The sequence below is a fragment of the Corynebacterium coyleae genome, assembly GCF_030408635.1.
Taxonomy (GTDB): domain Bacteria; phylum Actinomycetota; class Actinomycetes; order Mycobacteriales; family Mycobacteriaceae; genus Corynebacterium; species Corynebacterium coyleae.
Genome location: NZ_CP047198.1, coordinates 1605306 through 1625360, shown reverse-complemented (window position 1 = coordinate 1625360; position 20055 = coordinate 1605306). Strand labels below are relative to the sequence as shown.

The 20055-nt window shown below is 61.2% G+C and carries 18 protein-coding genes; 16 read left to right on the top strand and 2 right to left on the bottom strand.

Annotated elements, in window-relative coordinates; all coding sequences use genetic code 11:
* Positions 1-32: 32 nt before the first annotated feature.
* Together ftsY and ffh are read left to right on the top strand one after the other, a co-directional pair.
* Positions 33-1670: a signal recognition particle-docking protein FtsY gene (gene ftsY / locus CCOY_RS07905; protein WP_244268614.1), complete on the top strand. Its 1638-nt coding sequence runs from the start codon at positions 33-35 to the stop codon at positions 1668-1670.
* A 111-nt stretch (positions 1671-1781) separates the two neighbouring features.
* Positions 1782-3410, top strand: a complete 1629-nt coding sequence (gene ffh / locus CCOY_RS07900) for a signal recognition particle protein (RefSeq protein ID WP_070422388.1) — start codon at positions 1782-1784, stop codon at positions 3408-3410.
* 58 nt (positions 3411-3468) lie between these two features.
* Here the strand turns inward: ffh and CCOY_RS07895 are convergent, their stop codons facing one another.
* Positions 3469-5664, bottom strand: a complete 2196-nt coding sequence (locus tag CCOY_RS07895; RefSeq protein WP_070422249.1) for an acyltransferase family protein — start codon at positions 5662-5664, stop codon at positions 3469-3471.
* 391 nt (positions 5665-6055) lie between these two features.
* On the opposite strand from CCOY_RS07895, the gene rpsP reads away from it, so the two are divergent.
* The 14 genes from rpsP (at position 6056) to CCOY_RS07825 (ending at position 19369) form a co-directional block, all read left to right on the top strand.
* On the top strand, positions 6056-6565 hold the full coding sequence (gene rpsP / locus CCOY_RS07890; protein ID WP_070483912.1) for a 30S ribosomal protein S16: 510 nt from the start codon (positions 6056-6058) through the stop codon (positions 6563-6565).
* A 132-nt stretch (positions 6566-6697) separates the two neighbouring features.
* Positions 6698-7477, top strand: coding sequence for an SDR family NAD(P)-dependent oxidoreductase (locus CCOY_RS07885; RefSeq protein ID WP_070450976.1), 780 nt, complete (start codon positions 6698-6700; stop codon positions 7475-7477).
* 41 nt (positions 7478-7518) lie between these two features.
* A complete protein-coding gene (rimM, locus tag CCOY_RS07880) occupies positions 7519-8019 on the top strand; it encodes a ribosome maturation factor RimM (RefSeq protein ID WP_092100231.1) in 501 nt (166 codons plus the stop codon).
* A complete protein-coding gene (gene trmD / locus CCOY_RS07875) occupies positions 8012-9091 on the top strand; it encodes a tRNA (guanosine(37)-N1)-methyltransferase TrmD (RefSeq protein WP_092100229.1) in 1080 nt (359 codons plus the stop codon). The genes rimM and trmD overlap by 8 nt, the downstream gene beginning before the upstream one ends.
* 104 nt (positions 9092-9195) lie before the next feature.
* Positions 9196-10581 (top strand): anaerobic C4-dicarboxylate transporter, encoded by a 1386-nt coding sequence (locus tag CCOY_RS07870; RefSeq protein ID WP_070771448.1) that lies wholly within the window; start codon positions 9196-9198, stop codon positions 10579-10581.
* A gap of 36 nt (positions 10582-10617) precedes the next feature.
* Positions 10618-12936, top strand: a complete 2319-nt coding sequence (locus tag CCOY_RS07865) for a Tex family protein (RefSeq protein ID WP_092100226.1) — start codon at positions 10618-10620, stop codon at positions 12934-12936.
* Between the two features lie 114 nt (positions 12937-13050).
* The gene (rplS, locus tag CCOY_RS07860) at positions 13051-13398 is read left to right on the top strand and encodes a 50S ribosomal protein L19 (RefSeq protein ID WP_070422256.1); all 348 of its coding nucleotides are present in this window, start codon (positions 13051-13053) and stop codon (positions 13396-13398) included.
* Between the two features lie 177 nt (positions 13399-13575).
* Complete coding sequence (lepB, locus tag CCOY_RS07855) at positions 13576-14334, top strand: signal peptidase I (RefSeq protein ID WP_244268740.1); 759 nt, start codon at positions 13576-13578, stop codon at positions 14332-14334.
* Positions 14335-14338: 4 nt separating this feature from the next.
* On the top strand, positions 14339-14989 hold the full coding sequence (locus CCOY_RS07850; protein WP_092100221.1) for a ribonuclease HII: 651 nt from the start codon (positions 14339-14341) through the stop codon (positions 14987-14989).
* Positions 14986-15291 (top strand): DUF2469 domain-containing protein, encoded by a 306-nt coding sequence (locus CCOY_RS07845; protein ID WP_070422258.1) that lies wholly within the window; start codon positions 14986-14988, stop codon positions 15289-15291. Before CCOY_RS07850 ends, CCOY_RS07845 begins: the two co-directional genes overlap by 4 nt.
* A 74-nt stretch (positions 15292-15365) precedes the next feature.
* Positions 15366-15746, top strand: coding sequence for a YraN family protein (locus CCOY_RS07840; RefSeq protein ID WP_070422259.1), 381 nt, complete (start codon positions 15366-15368; stop codon positions 15744-15746).
* Positions 15733-17256, top strand: a complete 1524-nt coding sequence (locus CCOY_RS07835) for a YifB family Mg chelatase-like AAA ATPase (protein WP_092100219.1) — start codon at positions 15733-15735, stop codon at positions 17254-17256. The genes CCOY_RS07840 and CCOY_RS07835 overlap by 14 nt, the downstream gene beginning before the upstream one ends.
* Positions 17253-18428: a DNA-processing protein DprA gene (dprA, locus tag CCOY_RS07830; RefSeq protein WP_092100217.1), complete on the top strand. Its 1176-nt coding sequence runs from the start codon at positions 17253-17255 to the stop codon at positions 18426-18428. The genes CCOY_RS07835 and dprA overlap by 4 nt, the downstream gene beginning before the upstream one ends.
* A 41-nt stretch (positions 18429-18469) precedes the next feature.
* Complete coding sequence (locus CCOY_RS07825) at positions 18470-19369, top strand: tyrosine recombinase XerC (protein WP_070614558.1); 900 nt, start codon at positions 18470-18472, stop codon at positions 19367-19369.
* Here CCOY_RS07825 and CCOY_RS07820 read toward each other — a convergent pair.
* The gene (locus CCOY_RS07820) at positions 19332-19862 is read right to left on the bottom strand and encodes a M23 family metallopeptidase (RefSeq protein ID WP_083279399.1); all 531 of its coding nucleotides are present in this window, start codon (positions 19860-19862) and stop codon (positions 19332-19334) included. The two genes, CCOY_RS07825 and CCOY_RS07820, sit on opposite strands and share 38 nt — an antisense overlap.
* Positions 19863-20055 lie beyond the last annotated feature (193 nt).

The following is a 20055-nucleotide window of genomic DNA, read 5'->3' as shown; positions in this document are numbered from 1 at the left end:
CTTGTGTCGTGGCGGCTGGCACACTAGAACGCATGAATACCACTGAGTTGATGAACTCCCCGGCCCTTTGGGTGGCGGTTGCGGTCGTCGTTGCCGTGCTGATCATCGTGGGCATCGTCGTTGCGGGGAAGAAGCGCAAGGAATCGAAGACCGTTTCGTTTGAGAAGCCGGAGGAGCCGAAGGAGCTCACTCAGCAGGAGAAATCCGGCAATTATCAGGCGAAGGGCGGTTTCAATTTCGCACCGGCGGATGCTCAGCCGAAGCAGCCGGAGCCGATTCGTCGTGACCAGCCGGTTCTGCCGGTAGTCGAGCCTGAAAAGGCCGAGCAGGAGCCGAAGACTGTTATCGAGAAAGCAGTTGCGCCTGATGAAGAGCCATTGCTTGTCGACGACACCACCAGCACGGAGGTAGATCAGCCAGAGCCGTCCGAGCGGCCTGTGGAGGAGCCTGTCGTTGAAGAATGTGCCGTGCCAGAACCGGAGCCGGCACCAGAACCTGAGCCGGTAGCAGAGCCGAAGCCAGCTCCAGAACCGGAGCCGGAACCTGCTGTCGATGAGGCAGAAACCCCTGAGGCCGAATCGGAAACGCCCGATGCGCCAGACACGCCAGACACGGCGGAGGCAGAGGAGGCTGCTGCGGCTGCTGTAGTGGCTCAAGAGGGTGCTGAAGAGGCGCTCCAGGATGGCGCTGAGGTTTCCGATGAGGCTGTCGTTGTTGAGGCCCCCGCGAGCGAACCGATCGATGACATCGCTCCAGCAGCAGGTCGCATGGGCAAGCTTCGTGGCCGCCTTTCCCGTTCTCAGAACGCCATCGGCCAGGGTCTGCTTGGCATTCTTTCCGCTGGCGATCTGGACGAGGACGCGTGGGAGGAGATTGAAGACACGCTGATCTTGGCCGATCTCGGTGCGGGTCTGACGATGAAGATCACGGACAACCTGCGCGAGAAGATCGCTGAGCGTGGTGTGGAAAACGAAGCGCAGGCTCGTGCGATGCTGCGCGAAACTCTGATTGAGGCTGCCCGTCCGGAGCTCGACCGTTCGATTAAGGCGATGCCGAATGACGGCAAACCGGCCGTGATCTTGGTTGTCGGTGTCAACGGCACCGGTAAGACGACGACTACCGGCAAGCTTGCTCGTGTGCTCGTGTCTATGGGGCACTCGGTGGTGCTTGGTGCTGCGGATACGTTCCGCGCGGCGGCTGCGGACCAGTTGGAGACCTGGGGCAAGCGCGTCGGCGCTTCCACGGTTCGTGGCAAGGAGGGTGCGGACCCGGCTTCGGTGGCCTTCGATGCTGTGGCAACTGGTGTTGACGAGGGTGCTGATGTGGTGCTCGTCGATACGGCGGGCCGCCTGCACACCTCCACGGGTCTGATGGATCAGCTGGGCAAGGTCAAGCGCGTCGTGGAGAAGAAGAGCAACGTCGATGAGGTGTTGCTGGTGCTCGACGCGACGGTGGGGCAGAACGGCATTGCGCAGGCGCGTGTCTTCCGTGAGGTTGTTGACATCACGGGTGTGGTGCTGACCAAGCTCGACGGCACCGCCAAGGGCGGTATCGTTTTCCAGGTTCAGGAGGAACTTGGTGTGCCGGTAAAGCTGGTTGGTCTTGGTGAGGGCGCGGACGATCTTGCGCCGTTTGAGGTTGAGAGTTTCGTCGACGCTCTTCTCGGCTAAGCGCTTGCTTGTCGACGACCCCGCGCCCCCGGTGATGTGCCCATCACCCGGGGCGCGCGCTAGTCTTGTGGGGATTCTTTTCCGCTAGAAGCAAAAGGGAGCGTGCACACCGTGTTCGAGTCACTGTCCGACCGCCTCCAATCAGCCCTGGGTGGTCTGCGAGGCAAGGGCAAGCTCACCGAGGAGGATATTAACGCCACGGCTCGCGAGATTCGTATCGCGTTGCTGGAGGCGGACGTGTCGCTTCCGGTTGTGCGTGCGTTTATTAAGCGCGTCAAGGAGCGTGCCCTCGGTGCCGATGTTTCGGCAGCGCTGAATCCGGCGCAGCAGGTCATCAAGATTGTTGATGAGGAACTGACAAACATTCTCGGCGGTGAGACTCGCCGGTTGAATTTGGCGAAGAACCCGCCGACCGTGATTATGCTCGCCGGTCTGCAAGGTGCTGGTAAGACCACCCTGGCAGGTAAGTTGGCTAAGCACTTGGCTAAGCAGGGCCACACCCCGATGTTGGTGGCGTGTGACTTGCAGCGTCCGGGTGCGGTGCAGCAGCTCCAGATTGTTGGTGAGCGCGCTGGTGTGCCGACGTTTGCCCCGGATCCGGGTACGTCCATCGACTCGTATGAGCACGAGATGGGCACCTCGCACGGTGATCCGGTTGCGGTGGCGCAGCAGGGTATTGAGCACGCCAAGCAGAACAAAAACGATGTGGTCATCATCGATACTGCGGGCCGCCTCGGTATCGATGAGACCCTGATGACTCAGGCCCGCAACATCCGTGATGCAGTGAATCCGGATGAGGTCATTTTCGTTATTGATGCGATGATCGGTCAGGATGCGGTGTCTACCGCCGAGGCGTTCGCTGCTGGCGTCGACTTCACTGGTGTTGCACTGACCAAACTTGATGGCGACGCCCGTGGCGGTGCCGCGCTGTCCATCCGTGAGGTCACGGGCAAGCCGATTCTGTTTGCGTCGTCTGGCGAGAAGCTCGACGACTTCGACGTGTTCCACCCGGACCGCATGTCCAGCCGTATTCTCGGCATGGGTGATCTGCTGTCGCTGATTGAGCAGGCTGAGCAGACTTATAACGAGCAGGACGCTGAGGCAGCCGCAACCAAGTTGGCTTCCGGCGAACTCACACTGGAGGACTTCCTCGACCAGTTGCTCATGATTCGTCGCATGGGGCCGATTGGCAACCTGCTCAAGATGATGCCTGGCGGCAAGCAGATGAACCAGATGGCGGACATGGTCGACGAGAAGCAGCTCGACCGTATCCAGGCCATCATTCGCGGTATGACTCCTCAGGAGCGCCAGGATCCGAAGATTTTGAACGCATCGCGCCGCAAGCGCATCGCTAACGGTTCCGGTGTGAAGGTCTCGGATGTGAACCAGTTGGTGGAGCGCTTCTTCGAGGCGAAGAAGATGATGGGGCAGATGGCCAGCCAGTTCGGCTTGCCGGGTATGCCTGGCATGGGCCGAAGCGCTACTAAGAAGAAGCCGAAGGGGCGCCGGGGCAAGAACGGCAAGCGCAAGCCGGTGAAGCGCGGTGGAAATCAGGGCATGCCGAAGATGCCAGGGATGCCAGGAATGCCAGGAATGCCGGGCATGGGTGGCGGTATGCCGGATATGAAGGATTTGGAAAAGTTGCAGAGCCAGCTTCCTGCGGGCATGCAGGGCATGGATCTCAACAACCTCGATTTCAACGAGGCGATGAAGCGTATGCAGAAGGGGAAGTTCTTCTAGCGCGCAGCGCGCCGCAGCGCGAACGCTTCACAGATCAAAGGGGGGAGAGGCCAGCACTTTAGAGGGTGTTGGCCTCTTCGCCATCTTGGGCAGAGTCGGTGGCGGTTTCGGGGGCCAGCGTGGTGTCGTCGATAAGCCCAAGCTTGTTGAAGATCGGGGTGAGCTCTTCCCACATCAATGGGGCGAGCGATTCGGCGTACGCGTTGGAGATGTGATTCTGGTCGCGGTAGATGTAAATGTTGCCGATCTGCGGCGGGCAGATGCCGTCGATGCAGTACCAGCTGGCGGTGTCGATTTCCCACTGGTTGTAGCCGCCGTCGAGGAAGTACTTCGCAGGGTCTTCAGGGGAGTAGACCACGTGTGCGTCCATGGAGCAGTCGGCTTCGGAGTATCCGGCTACGAGGCACAGGTTGGGGTCCATTGGGTCGCCGTCGGGGTTGAACATCCATGGGTTGTCGCGCAGGCCGACGAATGGGATGCCGTATTCAGCGAGGCGTTGCCAGAAGTTTGCGTATGCGTCAGGCACGTAGTCCTGAGAGGCGATGCCACCGCCTGCGTGACCTGCGGGGCGTGTGGAGGTGGAGATCACCATGGCAGGGTTGAGTTCGACGAGTTCTGCGAACGCGTTCTCGCCCCATTCTGCGCATTCTGGCGAGACAATGTCGGCGTTGGCGGGGTCCCAGGGGCCTCCGACGACGAGTGGGCATTCTTGGCGCACGAATGTTGCAACTTTGAAGCCGTGGCGTTTGCCAAGGATGTCCAGTGGGATGCCGAATGGTTCGATGTGGGAGCCGCCGACCAGTGCGATGGTGGTGTCGGCTTCCAGGTCACCGTATACGCAGTGAGGTCCCGGCATGATGTCTGGGCCTTCGGGGAGGAAGACCATGCAGTTGTCCAGTCCGATTGGTGGGTAGATGCCTGCAACCAGGTTCGGGTCTGGTCGGGCTTCGACGTCGGGGACTTCGGCGCCGGCGAGTGCGAGTGCGCCTGGGTAGATGGCGGGGTCGAGGGGTTTGTCGGCGTCGTCGATACGATCGTTCCAGATTGGCTGGATGGCAAGTGCTGCGGCAAACAAAGCGGCGGTGAGCACACCACCCGTTGCGCGGAATTTTCCGGGCCACGTGCGTAGCGACGACCCCGCGTCGCGCACCGGCGTATCCATGGCACGCGGGCGCGCACGATGCTGGCGTAGTGGATCTTCCACCAGCATGTGGGTGATGTGTGCGAGGGCGAGGGACACGGCGATGACACATGCGCCGAGCCATGCTGGGGGAACGGCGTATCCGCCGAGGGCGGTGACGATGATCAAAAGCGGCCAGTGCCAAAGGTAGAGCGAGTAAGCGATCTTGCCCAGCCAGGTCATGGGTGCAGATGCCAGCACGCCGGAGACAGCGTTGCTGTTGCCTGACAGGATGACCAGTGCGGCACCGGTCAGTGGCAGCAGTGTGAGGGGGCCGGGGAATGCGAGCGACGTTGGGATAACGATGCCGGTGATGGTGATCATTGCGACGCCGAGTAGCGCAGTGAACCAGGCGAAACGCTGTGGGAAGAATCGCTCGGCTGGTACGAAGGCGAGCAGTGCGCCGAGGGAGAGTTCCCATGCGCGAGAGAACGTGGAGTAGTAGTTGGCGCCGGTGCCGACGAAACCGAAGCGGGAGGCCCAGGCGAAGGAGGCGATAGTGATGAGTGCCAGCACTCCGATGGCTACGCGTCGCGCCCAGACAGGGTTGGCTTTGAGCTTCGATACTGCAACAGCCAATAGGGTGCCCATGAGGATGCCGAAGATGTAGAACTGGCCCTGGACCGACATTGACCACAGGTGCTGTAGCGGGGATGTTTCCTGGCTTGCTGCAGCGTAGTCGGCATTTTGGGCGATGAGTTCCCAGTTTTGGTAGTACAGCATCGACGCTGTGACTTGGCTCGCGAGCTGCTGGCTCATCAGTTCTGGCGTAAACGCGAGAACGAGAAGGACAACGCTGACGATGACAAGTGCGAGCGCCGGTACGAGTCGGCGGATGGTGCGCCACAGGGGCCACCACGGGTTCAGGTTTGGGTTCGGACGCAGGGCGTATCGCAGTTGCCCGCCAAGGAAAAAGTAACCGGACAGCAGCAGGAAGACGTCGACGCCACCAGAGACACGTCCGACGAAGACGTGGAACAGGACGACGAGTGCGATGGCGTATCCACGCAGCCCATCGAGGTCGACGCGGTATGCGGTCGAGCCTTTTGTCGACTGTGCCGATTGTCCTGCCATCGTGTCCAACCTTGTCAACTACTTCTATTTCGTTACAGGCGACGTGTATTGCAGCTGGCAATGCGCGTCGCAATCGGTAAAGACCATACAGTCTGAACTTTGCATGACCGAACCAGCCACACCGGGGCATTGCAAGGCATTGCCGTGCGGGAGTTTGGTGCCTTGGGGTTTTAGCCCGTAAGGTGTCAAAGGTTGTCTGACGTCATTGTTGGCGTTTGGCACGACAAGTCTATAACTGCGTACGCGCCGGATCCGTCTGGATCCTTCTCAGGTTGCCTGGGAGGGGATGGTCGACCGGCCAGGCACGCGCAGGGTAAATAAGAAGGGTTGAACCGGCTCGTCGAGAAGCGGCGAGTGTCTGCACTGCCCAGTGACCTAAAGGAAGTACACCATGGCTGTCAAGATCAAGCTGCAGCGCGTTGGCAAGATCCGCAACGCTCAGTACCGTGTCGTCATCGCTGATGCTCGCACCCGTCGTGACGGTGCTGTCATCGAGAACATCGGCATCTACCACCCGAAGGAAGAGCCGTCGCTCATCCGCATCGATTCCGAGCGCGCTCAGTACTGGCTGGGTGTCGGCGCACAGCCGACCGAGCCGGTGCTCGCGCTGCTGAAGGTGACCGGCGACTGGCAGAAGCACAAGGGCCTCGACGGTGCTGAGGGCACCCTCAAGGTTGCTGAGGAGAAGCCGTCCAAGCTCGACCTGTTCAACCAGGCTCTGGAAGAGGCTAAGAACGGCCCGACCGCTGAGGCGATCACCGAGAAGCGCAAGAAGGCTAAGGAAGACGCTGAGGCTAAGGCAGCTGCTGAGGCTGCAGCTGCCGCAGAGGCCGAGGCTGCAGAGGCTGAGGGCGAGGCTGCAGAGGCTGAGTCTGAGGAGGCTCCGGCCGAGGAGGCATAAGCCTTTCGCTTATCGACGACACCCCGCACCGCACACATTTCGTGCCGGTGCGGGGTTTTTCGTGCTGCAGCTTTGCAAAACTTGCGTACGGTTGGGCATGCAGACATTTCCTAATCGAAAGGGGAGCGGATCATGGCTCGTACGTTTTTGGTGACTGGTGGCGCGGGCGGCATTGGCAAGGCGACTGCGGAGTTGCTTACCTCTCGCGGTCACAAGGTGATTACTGCCGATATTGCGAATGCGGATATCAATGCGGACCTCACAACTGTTGAGGGCCGGCAGGCACTCGTCGATGAGGCAACCAAGCTTTCCGAAGGGAAGCTCGACGGCGTCATTGCGAATGCCGGTATGCAGGCGCCGACGCCGAAGACCGCGCAGGTGAACTACTTCGGCGCGGTGGCAACGCTTGAGGGGCTTCGTCCGCTGCTGGAGAAGTCGGATGCGCCGCGCGCTGTGGTGACGGCGTCGATCGCATCACTGCAGCCGGCGGATGACCAGTTGATTGAAGCGATGCTTGCTGGTGATGAGGAAGCCACCGTCAAGCGTGGTCAGGAACTTGCTGACCAGGGCCCCGAGGTTGCATACCTTAACTACTCGTCCTCTAAGCAGGCCATTGCTCGTTGGGTGCGCAAGAACGCGATCTCCGAGGAGTGGGCTGGCAAGGGCATTGCGCTGAACGCTATTGCGCCGGCCGTTGTGATTTCCCCGATGACTGAAGAGCTGCGCAACACCGACGAAGGTCGTGCGCAGTTGGCACAGGTGCCGATGCCGCTGAACGGTTGGATGCCGGCAGAGGCTGCGGCCAGCTTCATTGCATGGCTGACCAGTGAGGAGAATACCCACCTGTGCGGCCAGGTTGTCTTTATCGACGGCGGCTTCGACGCCACAGTTCGTGGCGACAAGGTCTGGTAGGCCGACAAGGGCAATTTGTGGGGCTGCTACCGTAGCCGATTATGGAGCTCAACATTGGCCGCGTCGTGAAGTCGCATGGCGTGAAGGGTGAGGTAGCAGTCGAGCTACTCGCCGACGAGTCTGAAGACCACATTGTTGTCGGCGAGGTGCTCACTGGCCGCCAGGCTGGCAAGGAACAGCACTTGACTGTGAAGACGGTTCGGCCACACCAGAAGCGCCTCCTCGTCAGTTTTGAGGAGGTTCCAGACCGCACTGCCGCGGACAGTCTGCGTGGTATGAAGTTTTTTGCAGAACCTCTGGAGCGCGACGAGGATTCCGACGAGTACTACAACCACGAACTTATCGGCCTCAAAGTCCGTCACGGCGGCGATGAGGTGGGCGAGGTTACCGGTGTGATGGACGCGTCGAATCGCAAGATTTTGGAGATCGACTATCACGGCAAGGAAGTCCTCGTCCCGTTTGTTATGGATTTCGTGCCGGATATCGACCTCGCTGAGGGCTACCTGGTGATTACGCCGCCGGAGGGACTGCTTGATGTCTAACTCGAAGCCGGTGCTTCGCCTCGATGTCGTCACCATTTTCCCGGAGTACTTGGACCCGTTGCGCCACGCGCTGCTGGGCAAGGCGATTGAGCAGGGCATCCTGTCTGTCGGAGTGCATGACCTGCGTGATTGGGCGACGGGTAACCACAAGTCGGTAGACGCGCCCCCTCTGGGCGGTGGTCCTGGCATGGTGATGAAGCCGGAAGTGTGGGGGCCGGCGCTCGACGATATCGCTGCGGGACGCACAGGCACGGAGCTGGACTCGGCGGCCAAGCACCGGAATGACAAGTTGCGTCACGACGATGTCGCAAACGTTGCACCACGCCCTTACGAATCCCCAGTGGCAGGCGATGACGCCTCAAAGCCGCTGTTGCTCGTTCCCACACCGGCCGGAAAGCCATTTACGCAGGCGGATGCCCGTGCCTGGTCGCGCGAGGAACACATTGTGTTCGCTTGCGGGCGCTACGAGGGAATCGACCAGCGTGTCTTCGAGGATGCGAAGCAGCGCTACCGGGTGCGTGAGGTGTCCATTGGTGACTATGTACTCATTGGTGGCGAGGTCGCCGTGCTAGTCATCGCGGAGGCAGTCACCCGGTTGATCCCCGGAGTGCTTGGCAACACTGAAAGCCACGAGGAGGACAGCTTCTCGGATGGGTTGCTTGAGGGGCCGAGTTACACAAAACCACGAGTATGGCGGGGGATCGAGGCTCCGGAGGTGCTTACCTCTGGCGACCACAAGAAGGTTGATGCGTGGCGTCGTGAGCAGTCGCTGAAACGCACCCGTGCCGTCAGGCCCGAATTGCTCGAACAGGTGGAGCTCAGTGAAGAGGACCGGTTCATGCTGGATTCGCGTGAGGTTGTGTCGGTGTTCGAGGTGGGCGGACAGCGGGTCGTCGCAAAGCAACTGCGACGGGCGCTGAAACAGGCAGGCTACCGCGCGGAGACGATCGAGCGGAACGAAACGACGCTTACGGTAAAAGGGCGAACCGCGCTGTCGCTGGAGGATGCGACGCAAGCGGTTGCGGATGCGTTGCCGAAGGGCACGCAGTGGAGCGGGTACACGGCAGGGTAATGCCTGCTGAGGTGGTGAAAATCACCCCACAATAATTTAAAGGTCAGATCATTGTTCGCTTAGAGTTGGGTGTGTTACACGCGTTGCAAAACGAAAGGACACCCATGCTCGCGTCAGTGCTCGACCCCACCTCGGGGCTCGCAATTGTCCTTCAAATCGCCGTTATTCTTGGCGCTCTTCTGCTCGGTACGCGGTACGGGGGCCTTGGGCTCGGTCTGATCTCTGGCATCGGCCTTATGCTCATGGTCTTCGTCTTCGGTCTGGAGCCGGGCGAACCACCGGTGGGCGTTATGCTCACCATCATCGCAGTCATCGGCTGTGCGGCGACCCTCCAACAATCGCGCGGATTGGAGGTGATGATGCAGCAAGCCGAGAAGCTCCTTCGCGCCCACCCCGAACGGATCACCCTGCTGGCTCCGGTGACCACATGGTTCCTCACTGTGCTGTGCGGTACCGGCCACGTGGTCTACACCATGTTCCCGATTATCGAAGACATCGCGGTGAAGAAGGGAATTCGCCCGGAGCGTCCCATGGCGGTTGCTTCTACTTCGGCGCAGATGGGTATTACTGCCTCGCCGGTGTCGGTTGCCACCGTGTCGCTCGCGTCGATTTTGGCGGAGAACGCCGGAGTGATCGATAAGGCGTATTCGATCCCGCAGATTCTTATGGTTGCCATTCCGGCTTCGCTTTCCGGTGTCATCCTGGCCGCGCTGTGGTCGCTGCGTCGCGGCAAGGACCTGGACAAGGACCCGGTGTTCCAGGAGCGTATGCAAGATCCGGCGTTTGCGGAGTCCATCAAGCAGTCCAGCCACTCGCTTTTGGGCGAGGTCTTTCCAAAGTCCGCCCGCAACGCGGTGTGGATCTTCCTCGGTGCGATCGCGTTCGTGGTTGTTCTCGGTGCGTTTGAGGGCCTGCGTCCCGCGTTCGACGACGGCGACGGTGGCATGAAACCGCTGTCCATGAACCTCGCCATCCAGATGGTGATGCTCTTTGCCGGTGCGATCATCTTGCTGTTCTGCAAGGTAGATCACAAGAAGATCGCCTCGACTCCGGTATTTAAGGCGGGCATGACCGCGGTGTTCTCCGTGTTTGGCGTGGCCTGGATGGCGGATACGTTCTTCGCGGCGCACATCGACCAGCTCGAATCCAGCCTCGGTTCTGTTGTGGAAGCTGCCCCGTGGGCGTACGCCATCGTGTTGCTGATTGTGTCCAAGTTGGTGAACTCCCAGGCTGCGGCGCTGGTCGCCATCGCCCCGATCGGGCTTGCCTTGGGCATCGACCCGAAGGTCATTGTCGGCTTCTACGGCGCGGCGTATGGCTACTGGATCCTGCCCACCTACCCGTCCGACCTGGCTTGCATCGGCTTCGACCGCACCGGCACCACCCGAATTGGCAAGTTCGTGATCAACCACTCGTTCCTGATTCCGGGTGCGATCTCGGTGTTCACTTCGTGCGTGGTGGGCTCGATTCTGGCGCAGGTGCTGCTGTAAAGCTGGCACAACAAGGGCGCGACTAAGATCGCCCGAATGACATCAATCGCAGTCACCATCGCGAACGAACTCAACATTCGGGAATCTCAGGTCGAGCAGGCGCTGAAACTGCTCGCCGAGGGCAACACCGTGCCGTTCATTTCCCGCTACCGCAAGGAAGCCACCGGTGGGCTCGACGACGGGCAGTTGCGCCACATTGAGGAGCGCAACATCTACCTCGTCGAGCTCGCTGAGCGCAAGACCGCGGTGCTCGAAAGTATTGAGGAGCAGGGCAAACTTACCGACGATCTCAAACGCGAGATTCTCGCAGCCGATACGAAGGCGCGTGTTGAGGACCTGTACTTGCCCTACAAGAAGCGTCGCAAGACTAAGGCGGATATCGCCCGCGAGGCAGGTCTTGAGGATTTGACGCAGTTGCTTATCGACGACCCCACCGCCACCCCCGAAACCCTCGCCGAGAGGTTCCTCTCCGAAGGATTCCCGGACACGAAGGCTGCACTCGACGGTGCTCGTTCGATTTTGGTGGACCGGTTCGCCACCGACGCCGACCTGGTCGGTGCGGTGCGTGACCGCGTGTACGAGCAGGGCACCATGCGCTCCTCGGTCGTTGAGGGCAAAGAACAGGAAGGTGCGAAGTTCGCGGACTACTTCGACTTCTCGGAGCCGTTTGACAAACTGCCCAGCCACCGCATTCTGGCGTTGCTGCGTGGTGAGAACGAGGGCGTGCTCACGCTCAACCTCGACCCGGGCGACGAGGCCGTCTTTGAGGGCATGATCGCGGATCGTTTCGATCTGCCGGTGAAAGACTCTGCCTGGCTGGCCAAGGCGGTGCAGTGGGGTTGGCGCACGAAACTGCAGGTGTCGGCCAACCTGGATACCCGCATGCGTCTGAAGGAAAAGGCCGAGGAGGGCGCGCTGCAGGTGTTCAAGACCAACCTGCGTGACGTGTTGCTCGCGGCCCCCGCAGGCCAGCGCTCCACACTCGCGCTTGATCCGGGGTACCGCAACGGCGTGAAGTGTGCGGTTGTGGACGGCACCGGCAAGGTGCTGGCCACGACAATCGTCTACCCGCACCAGCCGCAGAACCGTTGGGACGCGTCGCGCGCGGAGTTGGCTTCGCTGGCTGCCCAGCACGGGGTGGAACTCATCGCCATTGGCAACGGCACCGCCTCGCGCGAGTCGGAGAAGCTCGCCGGCGAGGTAGCGGACCTCATCGCACAGGCTGGCGGCAAGCGCCCGACTCCGGTGGTTGTGTCCGAATCAGGCGCGTCGGTCTATTCGGCAAGCCCGATCGCAGCCGAAGAGTTCCCAGACATGGATGTCTCGCTGCGCTCCGCAGTGTCCATTGCGCGCCGCCTGCAGGACCCGTTGGCGGAACTGGTCAAGGTTGACCCGAAGTCGATCGGCGTGGGCCAGTACCAGCACGACGTGAATCAGACGGCGCTCGCACAGACGTTGGACGCTGTGGTGGAGGATGCGGTGAACTCGGTTGGCGTGGACGTCAATACCGCTTCGGCACCGCTGCTTGAGCGTGTCGCTGGTCTGTCCGGCACGGTGGCGAAGAACATCGTGGCGTACCGCGACGAGCACGGCAGTTTTGCTACCCGCAAGGAGTTGGGCAAGGTTCCGCGTCTGGGGCCGAAGGCATTCGAGCAGGCCGCTGGCTTCCTGCGTATCCAGGGCGGGAAGAACCCGCTCGATGGCTCAGCGGTACACCCGGAGGCTTACCCGGTGGTGGAGCGCGTCGCCCAGGCGACGGGTCTGAACACCGAGCAACTCATTGGCAACACGGCGGTACTCACCAAACTCAAGCCGGCGGATTTCGCTGACGACACTTTCGGTGTGCCTACCGTGACCGACATTCTCGCCGAGCTGGACAAGCCGGGGCGCGACCCGCGCCCTGAGTTTAAAACTGCGGAGTTCAAGGAAGGCGTCAACGAGGTCAAGGATCTCAAGCCCGGCATGATCCTCGAGGGAACCGTGACCAATGTTGCCGCTTTCGGCGCGTTCGTGGATGTGGGTGTGCACCAGGATGGTCTGGTTCACGTCTCCGCGATGAGCCACAAGTTTGTCTCTGACCCGCACGAGGTGGTGCGCTCCGGCGAGGTGGTCAAGGTCAAGGTGATGGATGTGGATGTCGCTCGCAACCGCATTGGGTTGAGCCTGCGGCTTGACGACGAGCCTGGCCAGCCCGGCCAGACCACCAGCCAGAAACAACGCAGCGGGCAGAGCCGTGGCCAGAACCGTGGCGGTCAGAAGCAGCGCCAGGGGCGAAACCAGAACCGGGGCGGTGATCGTCGTCAAGCATCTGGCTCGATGGCGGACGCGCTCAAGCGTGCCGGATTTGGGAAGTGACCGGGCAGTATGTAGAATGCTGCAGGTTGTTGTAATCGACACGAACCGGCCGAGCGCCCTGATTAGGGAAGTGCCGCCAGGGTCCTCTGTCCGAAAACGAAAAGGATTGCTTTCATGAGCAACGGCATTATTGATCTGGTTGACGCAGGCCAGCTCCGTGACGATATCCCGGACTTCCGCCCGGGCGATACCCTCGACGTTCACGTTAAGGTTATCGAGGGTTCTGTGACCCGTACTCAGGTGTTCACTGGCTTCGTTGTGCGTCGCCAGGGCAGCGGTATCCGCGAGACCTTCACCGTCCGCAAGGTTTCCTTCGGCATCGGCGTTGAGCGTACCTTCCCGGTGCACTCCCCGAACCTGGAGAAGATTGAGGTCGTCCGCAAGGGTGACGTCCGTCGTGCGAAGCTGTACTACATGCGCGATCTGCGCGGTAAGGCTGCTCGTATTAAGGAGCGTCGCTAGTTTTAGCCGCACCACGTGCCCCGTCCGAGTTTCTCGGGCGGGGCACGTTGCGTTCTCAGGGTGTCGGGGTGCGGTGCTAACCTATCCGGCGTGACCAACGCGAATGTGCCCGCCAACGGGCAGCCCCAGACCCCTAAGCCGCACAACCCGTACGCTGCCGAGGATGCATCGTATGAGGTGAACGCTGCAGACCGCCCTGCAAACGGCGCTGCAAATGGCGCTGACTGCAGCGACGAGAAGCAGAACCTTCCCTGGTACGTCGAGATCCCGGTGGTAGTTGTGCTCACGTTGGTGATCATGTTCGTGCTGCAAACGTTTATCGGCCGGCTGTATGTCATTCCGTCGGCGTCGATGGAGCCAACGCTGCACGGCGAGGACGGTTCGGGCGACCGCATTTTTGTGGAGAAGGTCAGCTATTACTTCTCGGACCCTGAGCCGGGTGATGTCATCGTGTTCGCCGGTACGGATTCGTGGAACACGGGTTTTTCCTCCAACCGTTCTTCGAACCCTGCGATTCGTGGGTTGCAGGAGGTGGGTTCCTGGGTTGGTTTGGTGCCCAAGGATGAAAACACGTTGGTCAAGCGCATCATCGCTACCGGCGGACAGACTGTCTCGTGTCAGGCGGGCGACCCGGCGGTCATGGTTGATGGTAAGCCGATCGATCAGTCGTACATCTTGCAGCCGAACTTCTACCCGGTGGATGAGGAGACCGGATCGGATGCGTGTGGTGGTCCGTACTTCGGCCCGGTGACGGTGCCGGAAGGCCACTACTTCATGATGGGCGATAACCGCACCAACTCGCTGGACTCTCGCTACCACTTGGGGGATCAGTTCCAGGGAACTATTCCGGAGGAGAATATCCGCGGCAAGGTGCAGGCGGTTGTCTTCCCGCTGAACCGCCTTCAGGGTGTGTCGGACCCGGACATTCAGCAGTAGGGTAGTGCGCCGTCTTAAGCAGATACGCACCTACGAGGTCGCGTTGGACAAGGCCGGGCTGGGGCCGGTGGCGGGGGTCGATGAGGCTGGTCGGGGCGCGTGCTTCGGCCCTGTGACCATCGCTGCGTGCGTCTTGCCCATCAAGCCGATTGCTGCGCTTGAGGGGTTGACGGATTCGAAGAAACTCTCGGCGAAAAAGCGCGAGTTGCTTTTCGACGAAATCCGCAACGCCGCCGTCTCCTACCACGTCATTCATATCCCTGCGGCAGAGATTGATCGGCGCGGGATCCAACACGCCAACCTGGATGGGGCCCGGCGCGCCGTCGCAGGCTTGGATGTCGATCCGGGTTACGTGCTCGTGGACGCGTTTCGTGTGCCGGGGCTTCGCGCACCGCAACTGCCAGTTGTCGGCGGTGACTACACCGCGCGTTGTATCGCTGCGGCGAGTGTGCTGGCAAAGGTGAGCCGCGACAGGCTCGTTGTGGAGATGGCTCGGGACTATCCGCAGTACGGGTTGGAGGGCCACAAGGGCTATTCAACAAAGGTGCATATGGACGCGGTGCGCCGCCACGGGGCGAGCCCGGAACATCGTTATAGTTATGCGAACGTCAGGGACGCTGACAGGTTTCACACTGAGCTAAGGGGTCATGTATGAGCGCCGAGGATCTTGACAACTACGAGGCAGAAGTTGAGCTGTCCCTGTACCGCGAGTACCGCGACGTGGCGAGCCAGTTCTCCTACGTTGTGGAGACGGACCGCCGCTTCTACCTGGCTAATGCGGTGAAGCTGATTCCGCACACGGAGGGTGGCGACGTCTACTACGAGGTCCTCATGTCGGATGCGTGGGTGTGGGACATGTACCGTGCGGTGCGCTTTGTGCGTTACGTGCGTGTGATCACCTACAAGGATGTCAACATTGAAGAGTTGGATAAACCTGAGCTGACATTCCCGGAGTAGGGAACCGGGGCGTGCATTTGCCCGTCTAATAGGCACCAGATGTTTTGGTCCTAAAAGACAATAAGGGGGAATGTATGCACGCCAGGTATGCGGCCCAACAGGAGTTGGGCGTATTGGGGGAACGTGCTGCGGCTCGCTGGTACGCGGAGCAAGGGTATACCGTCCTTGGTCAGCGAGAACGCGTTGCTGCGGGGGAGATTGACGCAGTCGTTGAAGACGAAGACGGCACGATTGTGTTCGTCGAGGTGAAGTCGCGCAGGGGTGGCGCGTTCGGTGCCGCGGAGGCGGTCACTGCGAAGAAGTTGCGCACGATGCGTCGTTGCGCTGCGCAGTGGATGCGAGAGCATCCTGCGTTGGGGGTTCGCGCTATCCGTTTCGACGTCGTGGAGTGCGTCACCGATGGCGATGATTTCGTCCTTCGTCGTTACTTGGGGGTGGAAGATGCCGCTTGCTAGCACGATCAGCGCAACAGTTGAGGGCATCACGGCTCGGCTTGTCACTGTGGAGGCCAACGTCGGCCCGGGTCTTCCGGGGATCCACATGGTGGGGTTGGGCGATGCTGCGGTGAAAGAGTCGCGCGACCGGATTCGCACTGCGATCTCCAACTCGCAGCTTCCTTGGCCACGTACGAAGATCATGGTGTCGTTGTCCCCGGCGCATTTGCCGAAGACGGGCTCGCACTTCGACTTACCGATTGCAGCTGCCGTCTTGGGCAGTTTGGATCCGCGGGTGCAGCGCAGACTAGAGAGCACAATGCTGCTCGGAGAGCTGGCGTTGGATGGTTCGTTGCGCCGAGTGGACGGCGTGTTGCCGATGCTGATTGCAATGCTTCACGACGACTCCACCACCGGACCCGACATCGTCGTCGTTCCACGAGAGAACGCCGCAGAAGCCTCACTGCTCGGCATGAAGAACATCCTTGTGGCAGATTCGCTGGCGCAGGTGTGGCAGTGGCTCATCGGGGAGACAACGCTGGATACCGTCGGCGAGCCGGAGGTCCAACACGCTGCAGCGGTCGCGGACTTCAGTGACATCGCCGGAATGACTGTGGAGCGCGAGGCCCTCGAGGTCGCCGCAGCCGGTGGGCACCACGTGATGATGATCGGCCCGCCTGGCTCCGGCAAGTCGATGCTGGCAGAGCGGCTGCCTTCTATCTTGCCGCCGCTGAACATCGAGGAGATGGTGGAAGTCACGGCGCTGCACTCGGCTGCGGGAATTTCCAGTGGCGGCATTGTGTCCAACCGGCCGTTTATCGCCCCACATCCGTCGTTGACCAGGGCGGTGCTCATCGGCGGCGGTTCAGGAGTGCCTCGCCCCGGGGTAGTCAGCCAGGCCCACCATGGGGTGCTGTTCCTCGACGAAGCCTCGGAGATTTCTGCGCACGTTCTCGACGCGCTTCGGATCCCGCTAGAAAAGCGTGAGGTGCGCCTGACGCGCTCGCGCCGGGAAGTTGTCTACCCGGCTGATACGCAAATCGTTCTGGCTGCGAACCCGTGTGCGTGCCAGCGGGTCAACGGCAATTGCACGTGTCGGGTGGCTGAGCGGGCCCGGCACTTATCCAACGTTTCCGGCCCGTTGCTCGACCGGCTGGATGTGTTCATCCAGACCTCAGCGGATTCCACGGTGGTTACCCCGGGTGACGCGGAGTCGTCGGCAGTCATCGCCGAGCGTGTCATGCAGGCGCGCGAGCGTGCCCAAGAGCGCTGGTCGCAGGCTGGTATCGACGAGTCCGTCAACGCTCGCGTTGCCCCAACTTTGATCCGCAAGCAATTTCCCGCGGACGAAGCAGCGATGGCCTACCTGTCCTCGCTGCTGCGCACCGGAAGTATCACGCAGCGTGGCGTGGATCGGAGCCTGAAGGTGGCGTGGACGCTTGCGGATCTGGAAGGCGTGGCGCAACCGGATATCGACCATGTGGCTCGCGCCGTCGATATGCGCACCGCACCAGAGGAGGTGGCGGCATGAGGAATGTAAGTTCGCCAGAATCCTGGGCGTATCTCAGCCGTGTTGTCGAGGGACCCTCGATCCACATTCAGGAGTTCATTACCAACGGGCGAAGCGCGGACGAGATTGCCCACGGTGTGCGCACGCGTGCAAGCTGGATCGGGGCCCTAGGACCGCAGACGCAAAACCGCTATACCTGGGACCAACCTGCGCAGGATCTCGCGCGTGCTAGGGCCGCCGGATATACGTTGCTGACTCCAGACTCGCCAGGCTGGCCTGGAGAGAACATCAAGCCCACGTTCCACTGTGAGTATCCGGACGATGATCGAAAACTTTCCCTGAACGAAGAAGCGGTTGCACCACACGCGCTGTGGGTAAAAGGTGAAGCAGACCTTGCGAAGCTACTTGCACAGTCGGTCGGCGTTGTCGGTACACGAACAGCAACGCAGTATGGACGTCACGCTACCGATGACCTTGTGCGGGGTTTGGCAAAACACCAGTACACGATCGTCTCTGGTGGTGCACTGGGTATCGACACGATCGCACACCAGGCGGCCCTCGACTGCGGCGCACCCACCATCGTGGTCGCTGCCTGCGGGCCGGGGTACGTCTACCCGCTGAGCAACGAGCCACTCTTCGATCGGGTTGTGCGCGCCGGGGGAGCCATTGTCACCGAGTACCCACCCGGCACGACCCCGGACCGGCACAGGTTCCTCACCCGTAACCGTCTCGTAGCAGGGCTGACCCAGGGCACCCTGCTGGTGGAAGCGGCGTTTCGCTCAGGTGCGTTAAACACGCTGAAGTGGGCCAATGCAATGAATAAACAAACGATGGCAGTGCCGGGCCCCATTACTGCAACGGAGTCGCTCGGCACGAACCTCGCCATTCAGAACAAGCAGGCGGCGATGGTGCTCAACGCCGACCAGATTCACGAGCACATCGTGCATACGGGGGATTTCGATGCGGGCGAGCAGATGGAAATGAAGTACCCGCCGACATTGACGCAGCAACTCAGCCACAACGAACTGCGCATTTACGACGCACTGCCACGAGCAGGCGAAGGATCGCGAACGGCTGAAGAGATCGCGGCAGACGCTGGCCTTTCCATCGGACTGGCGGTGCATATCCTGATGGATCTCGCTAAACGGGGAGTGGTGCAGCGCGAGCGGAAGGAATGGTCCCGCACCGAGTGAGTAACCAAGTGAATATTGGTTAGCGAGTAAACTCCTGCGACATGAGTGAAAGCGTAGGGCAAGTGCAAGCGGGCGTCGGCGATTTCGCCGACTACGCCTCGCTTGTGCTCGGGCGCTCCCCAAACACAGTGAAGGGGTATGTCTCCGACCTGGCGACACTCGCCGGGTACGCAGACACCTTCGACGCGTTCACCCTGGAGGCGCTTCGCACCTGGCTGGCCGACGCACTGACCGCCGGGCGCAGCCGAGCCACCCTTGCGCGCCGTACCGCAGCCGCGCGCGCATTCTCTACCTGGGCGTACCGCCAGGGCTACATCGACCACGACGCAGCAGCCCGCCTCAAAGCACCAAAAGTGAATCGCGCGCTGCCAAACGTCGTGCGAGGAGAGCGTGCCACAGAACTCGTCGAGGCGGATACCGCCGACGACGCCCACCCCGCCGAACACCTCCGTGACCGAGCCATGCTCGAGCTGCTCTACGCCACCGGCATGCGTGTTGGCGAACTCACCGGTCTCAACCTCGCCGACATTGACCTGGCTCGCGGGCTTGCCCGCGTGACCGGCAAAGGCAACAAACAACGCGTGGTCCCATTCGGGCGCGAAGCAACACTGGCGCTCAACGAGTGGCTCGAGTTCGGGCGCTCCGAACTGGCCAATGGCAAAGCAGAGGATGCGGTATTCGTCGGATCGCGTGGCGGGCGCATCGACCAACGCCAGGTGCGCCGCGTTGTCGAGCGCGCCGGGCAACGTGCCGGTGTCAGCGACATCAGTCCGCACACCCTTCGCCACACGGCCGCGACGCACATGCTCGAAGGCGGAGCGGATCTGCGTGTTGTGCAGGAAATGCTTGGGCACTCAAGCCTGCAAACCACGCAAATCTACACGCACGTCTCGGCGCAGCGGCTCAAAAACGTCTACGACCAGGCGCATCCACGGGCTTAAGTCGTATTCTCGGTGGCTCCAGCAGTGTGAGCGGATCGATGTACTTGTCAGGTCCTGTAAGCGCACCCCAGTGCAGTCCGTCGTGTTCGCCAGCAAAGTGGCTTGTGGCGCGCGCAAGTCTGCCAATGATGTGGCCTTCCGTAACGTTGTCGCCAGCCTTGAGGTCTGAGCGCACTGGCTGGTAGGTCGTGCGAATGCCCCCTGGGTGGTCAATCGAGATCACAGGAGTGCCCGCGACAGTGCCGACGAACGCCACAACCCCGTCGCCCGCAGCGAGCACAGGCGCGTTGAGCTTCAAAGGCAGATCCACGCCACGGTGGCCAGGCTTCCAATTTTCCTCCGGGATTGACGCAGGACGGGATACCGCGCGGGGATACGGTGTGCCTGCCGCGGGATCGACCCAGGCAAGGGCGGTGGCGGGGGAGCACCACAGTAGGGCTCCGAGCAGGATGGTGGCTGTGGTGGTGCGTGGCGTCGTCGATAGGCAATGCATGCTCTCAAAGGACCATTGCGGCGCGGAAAAGAACAGGGTCTGCGCAAAATCTGTGGATAACGGGAGTGGTTAGTGTGACTCTAGGGGAAGTTATCCACAACGTCGCAGATGAGTTTAGGTTTTTAGGGCTCATGCGGGTAAGGTTGCCGGGGCAGTTTGTGCAGCACCGTAGAGCGCTGCATAGATTGACTAC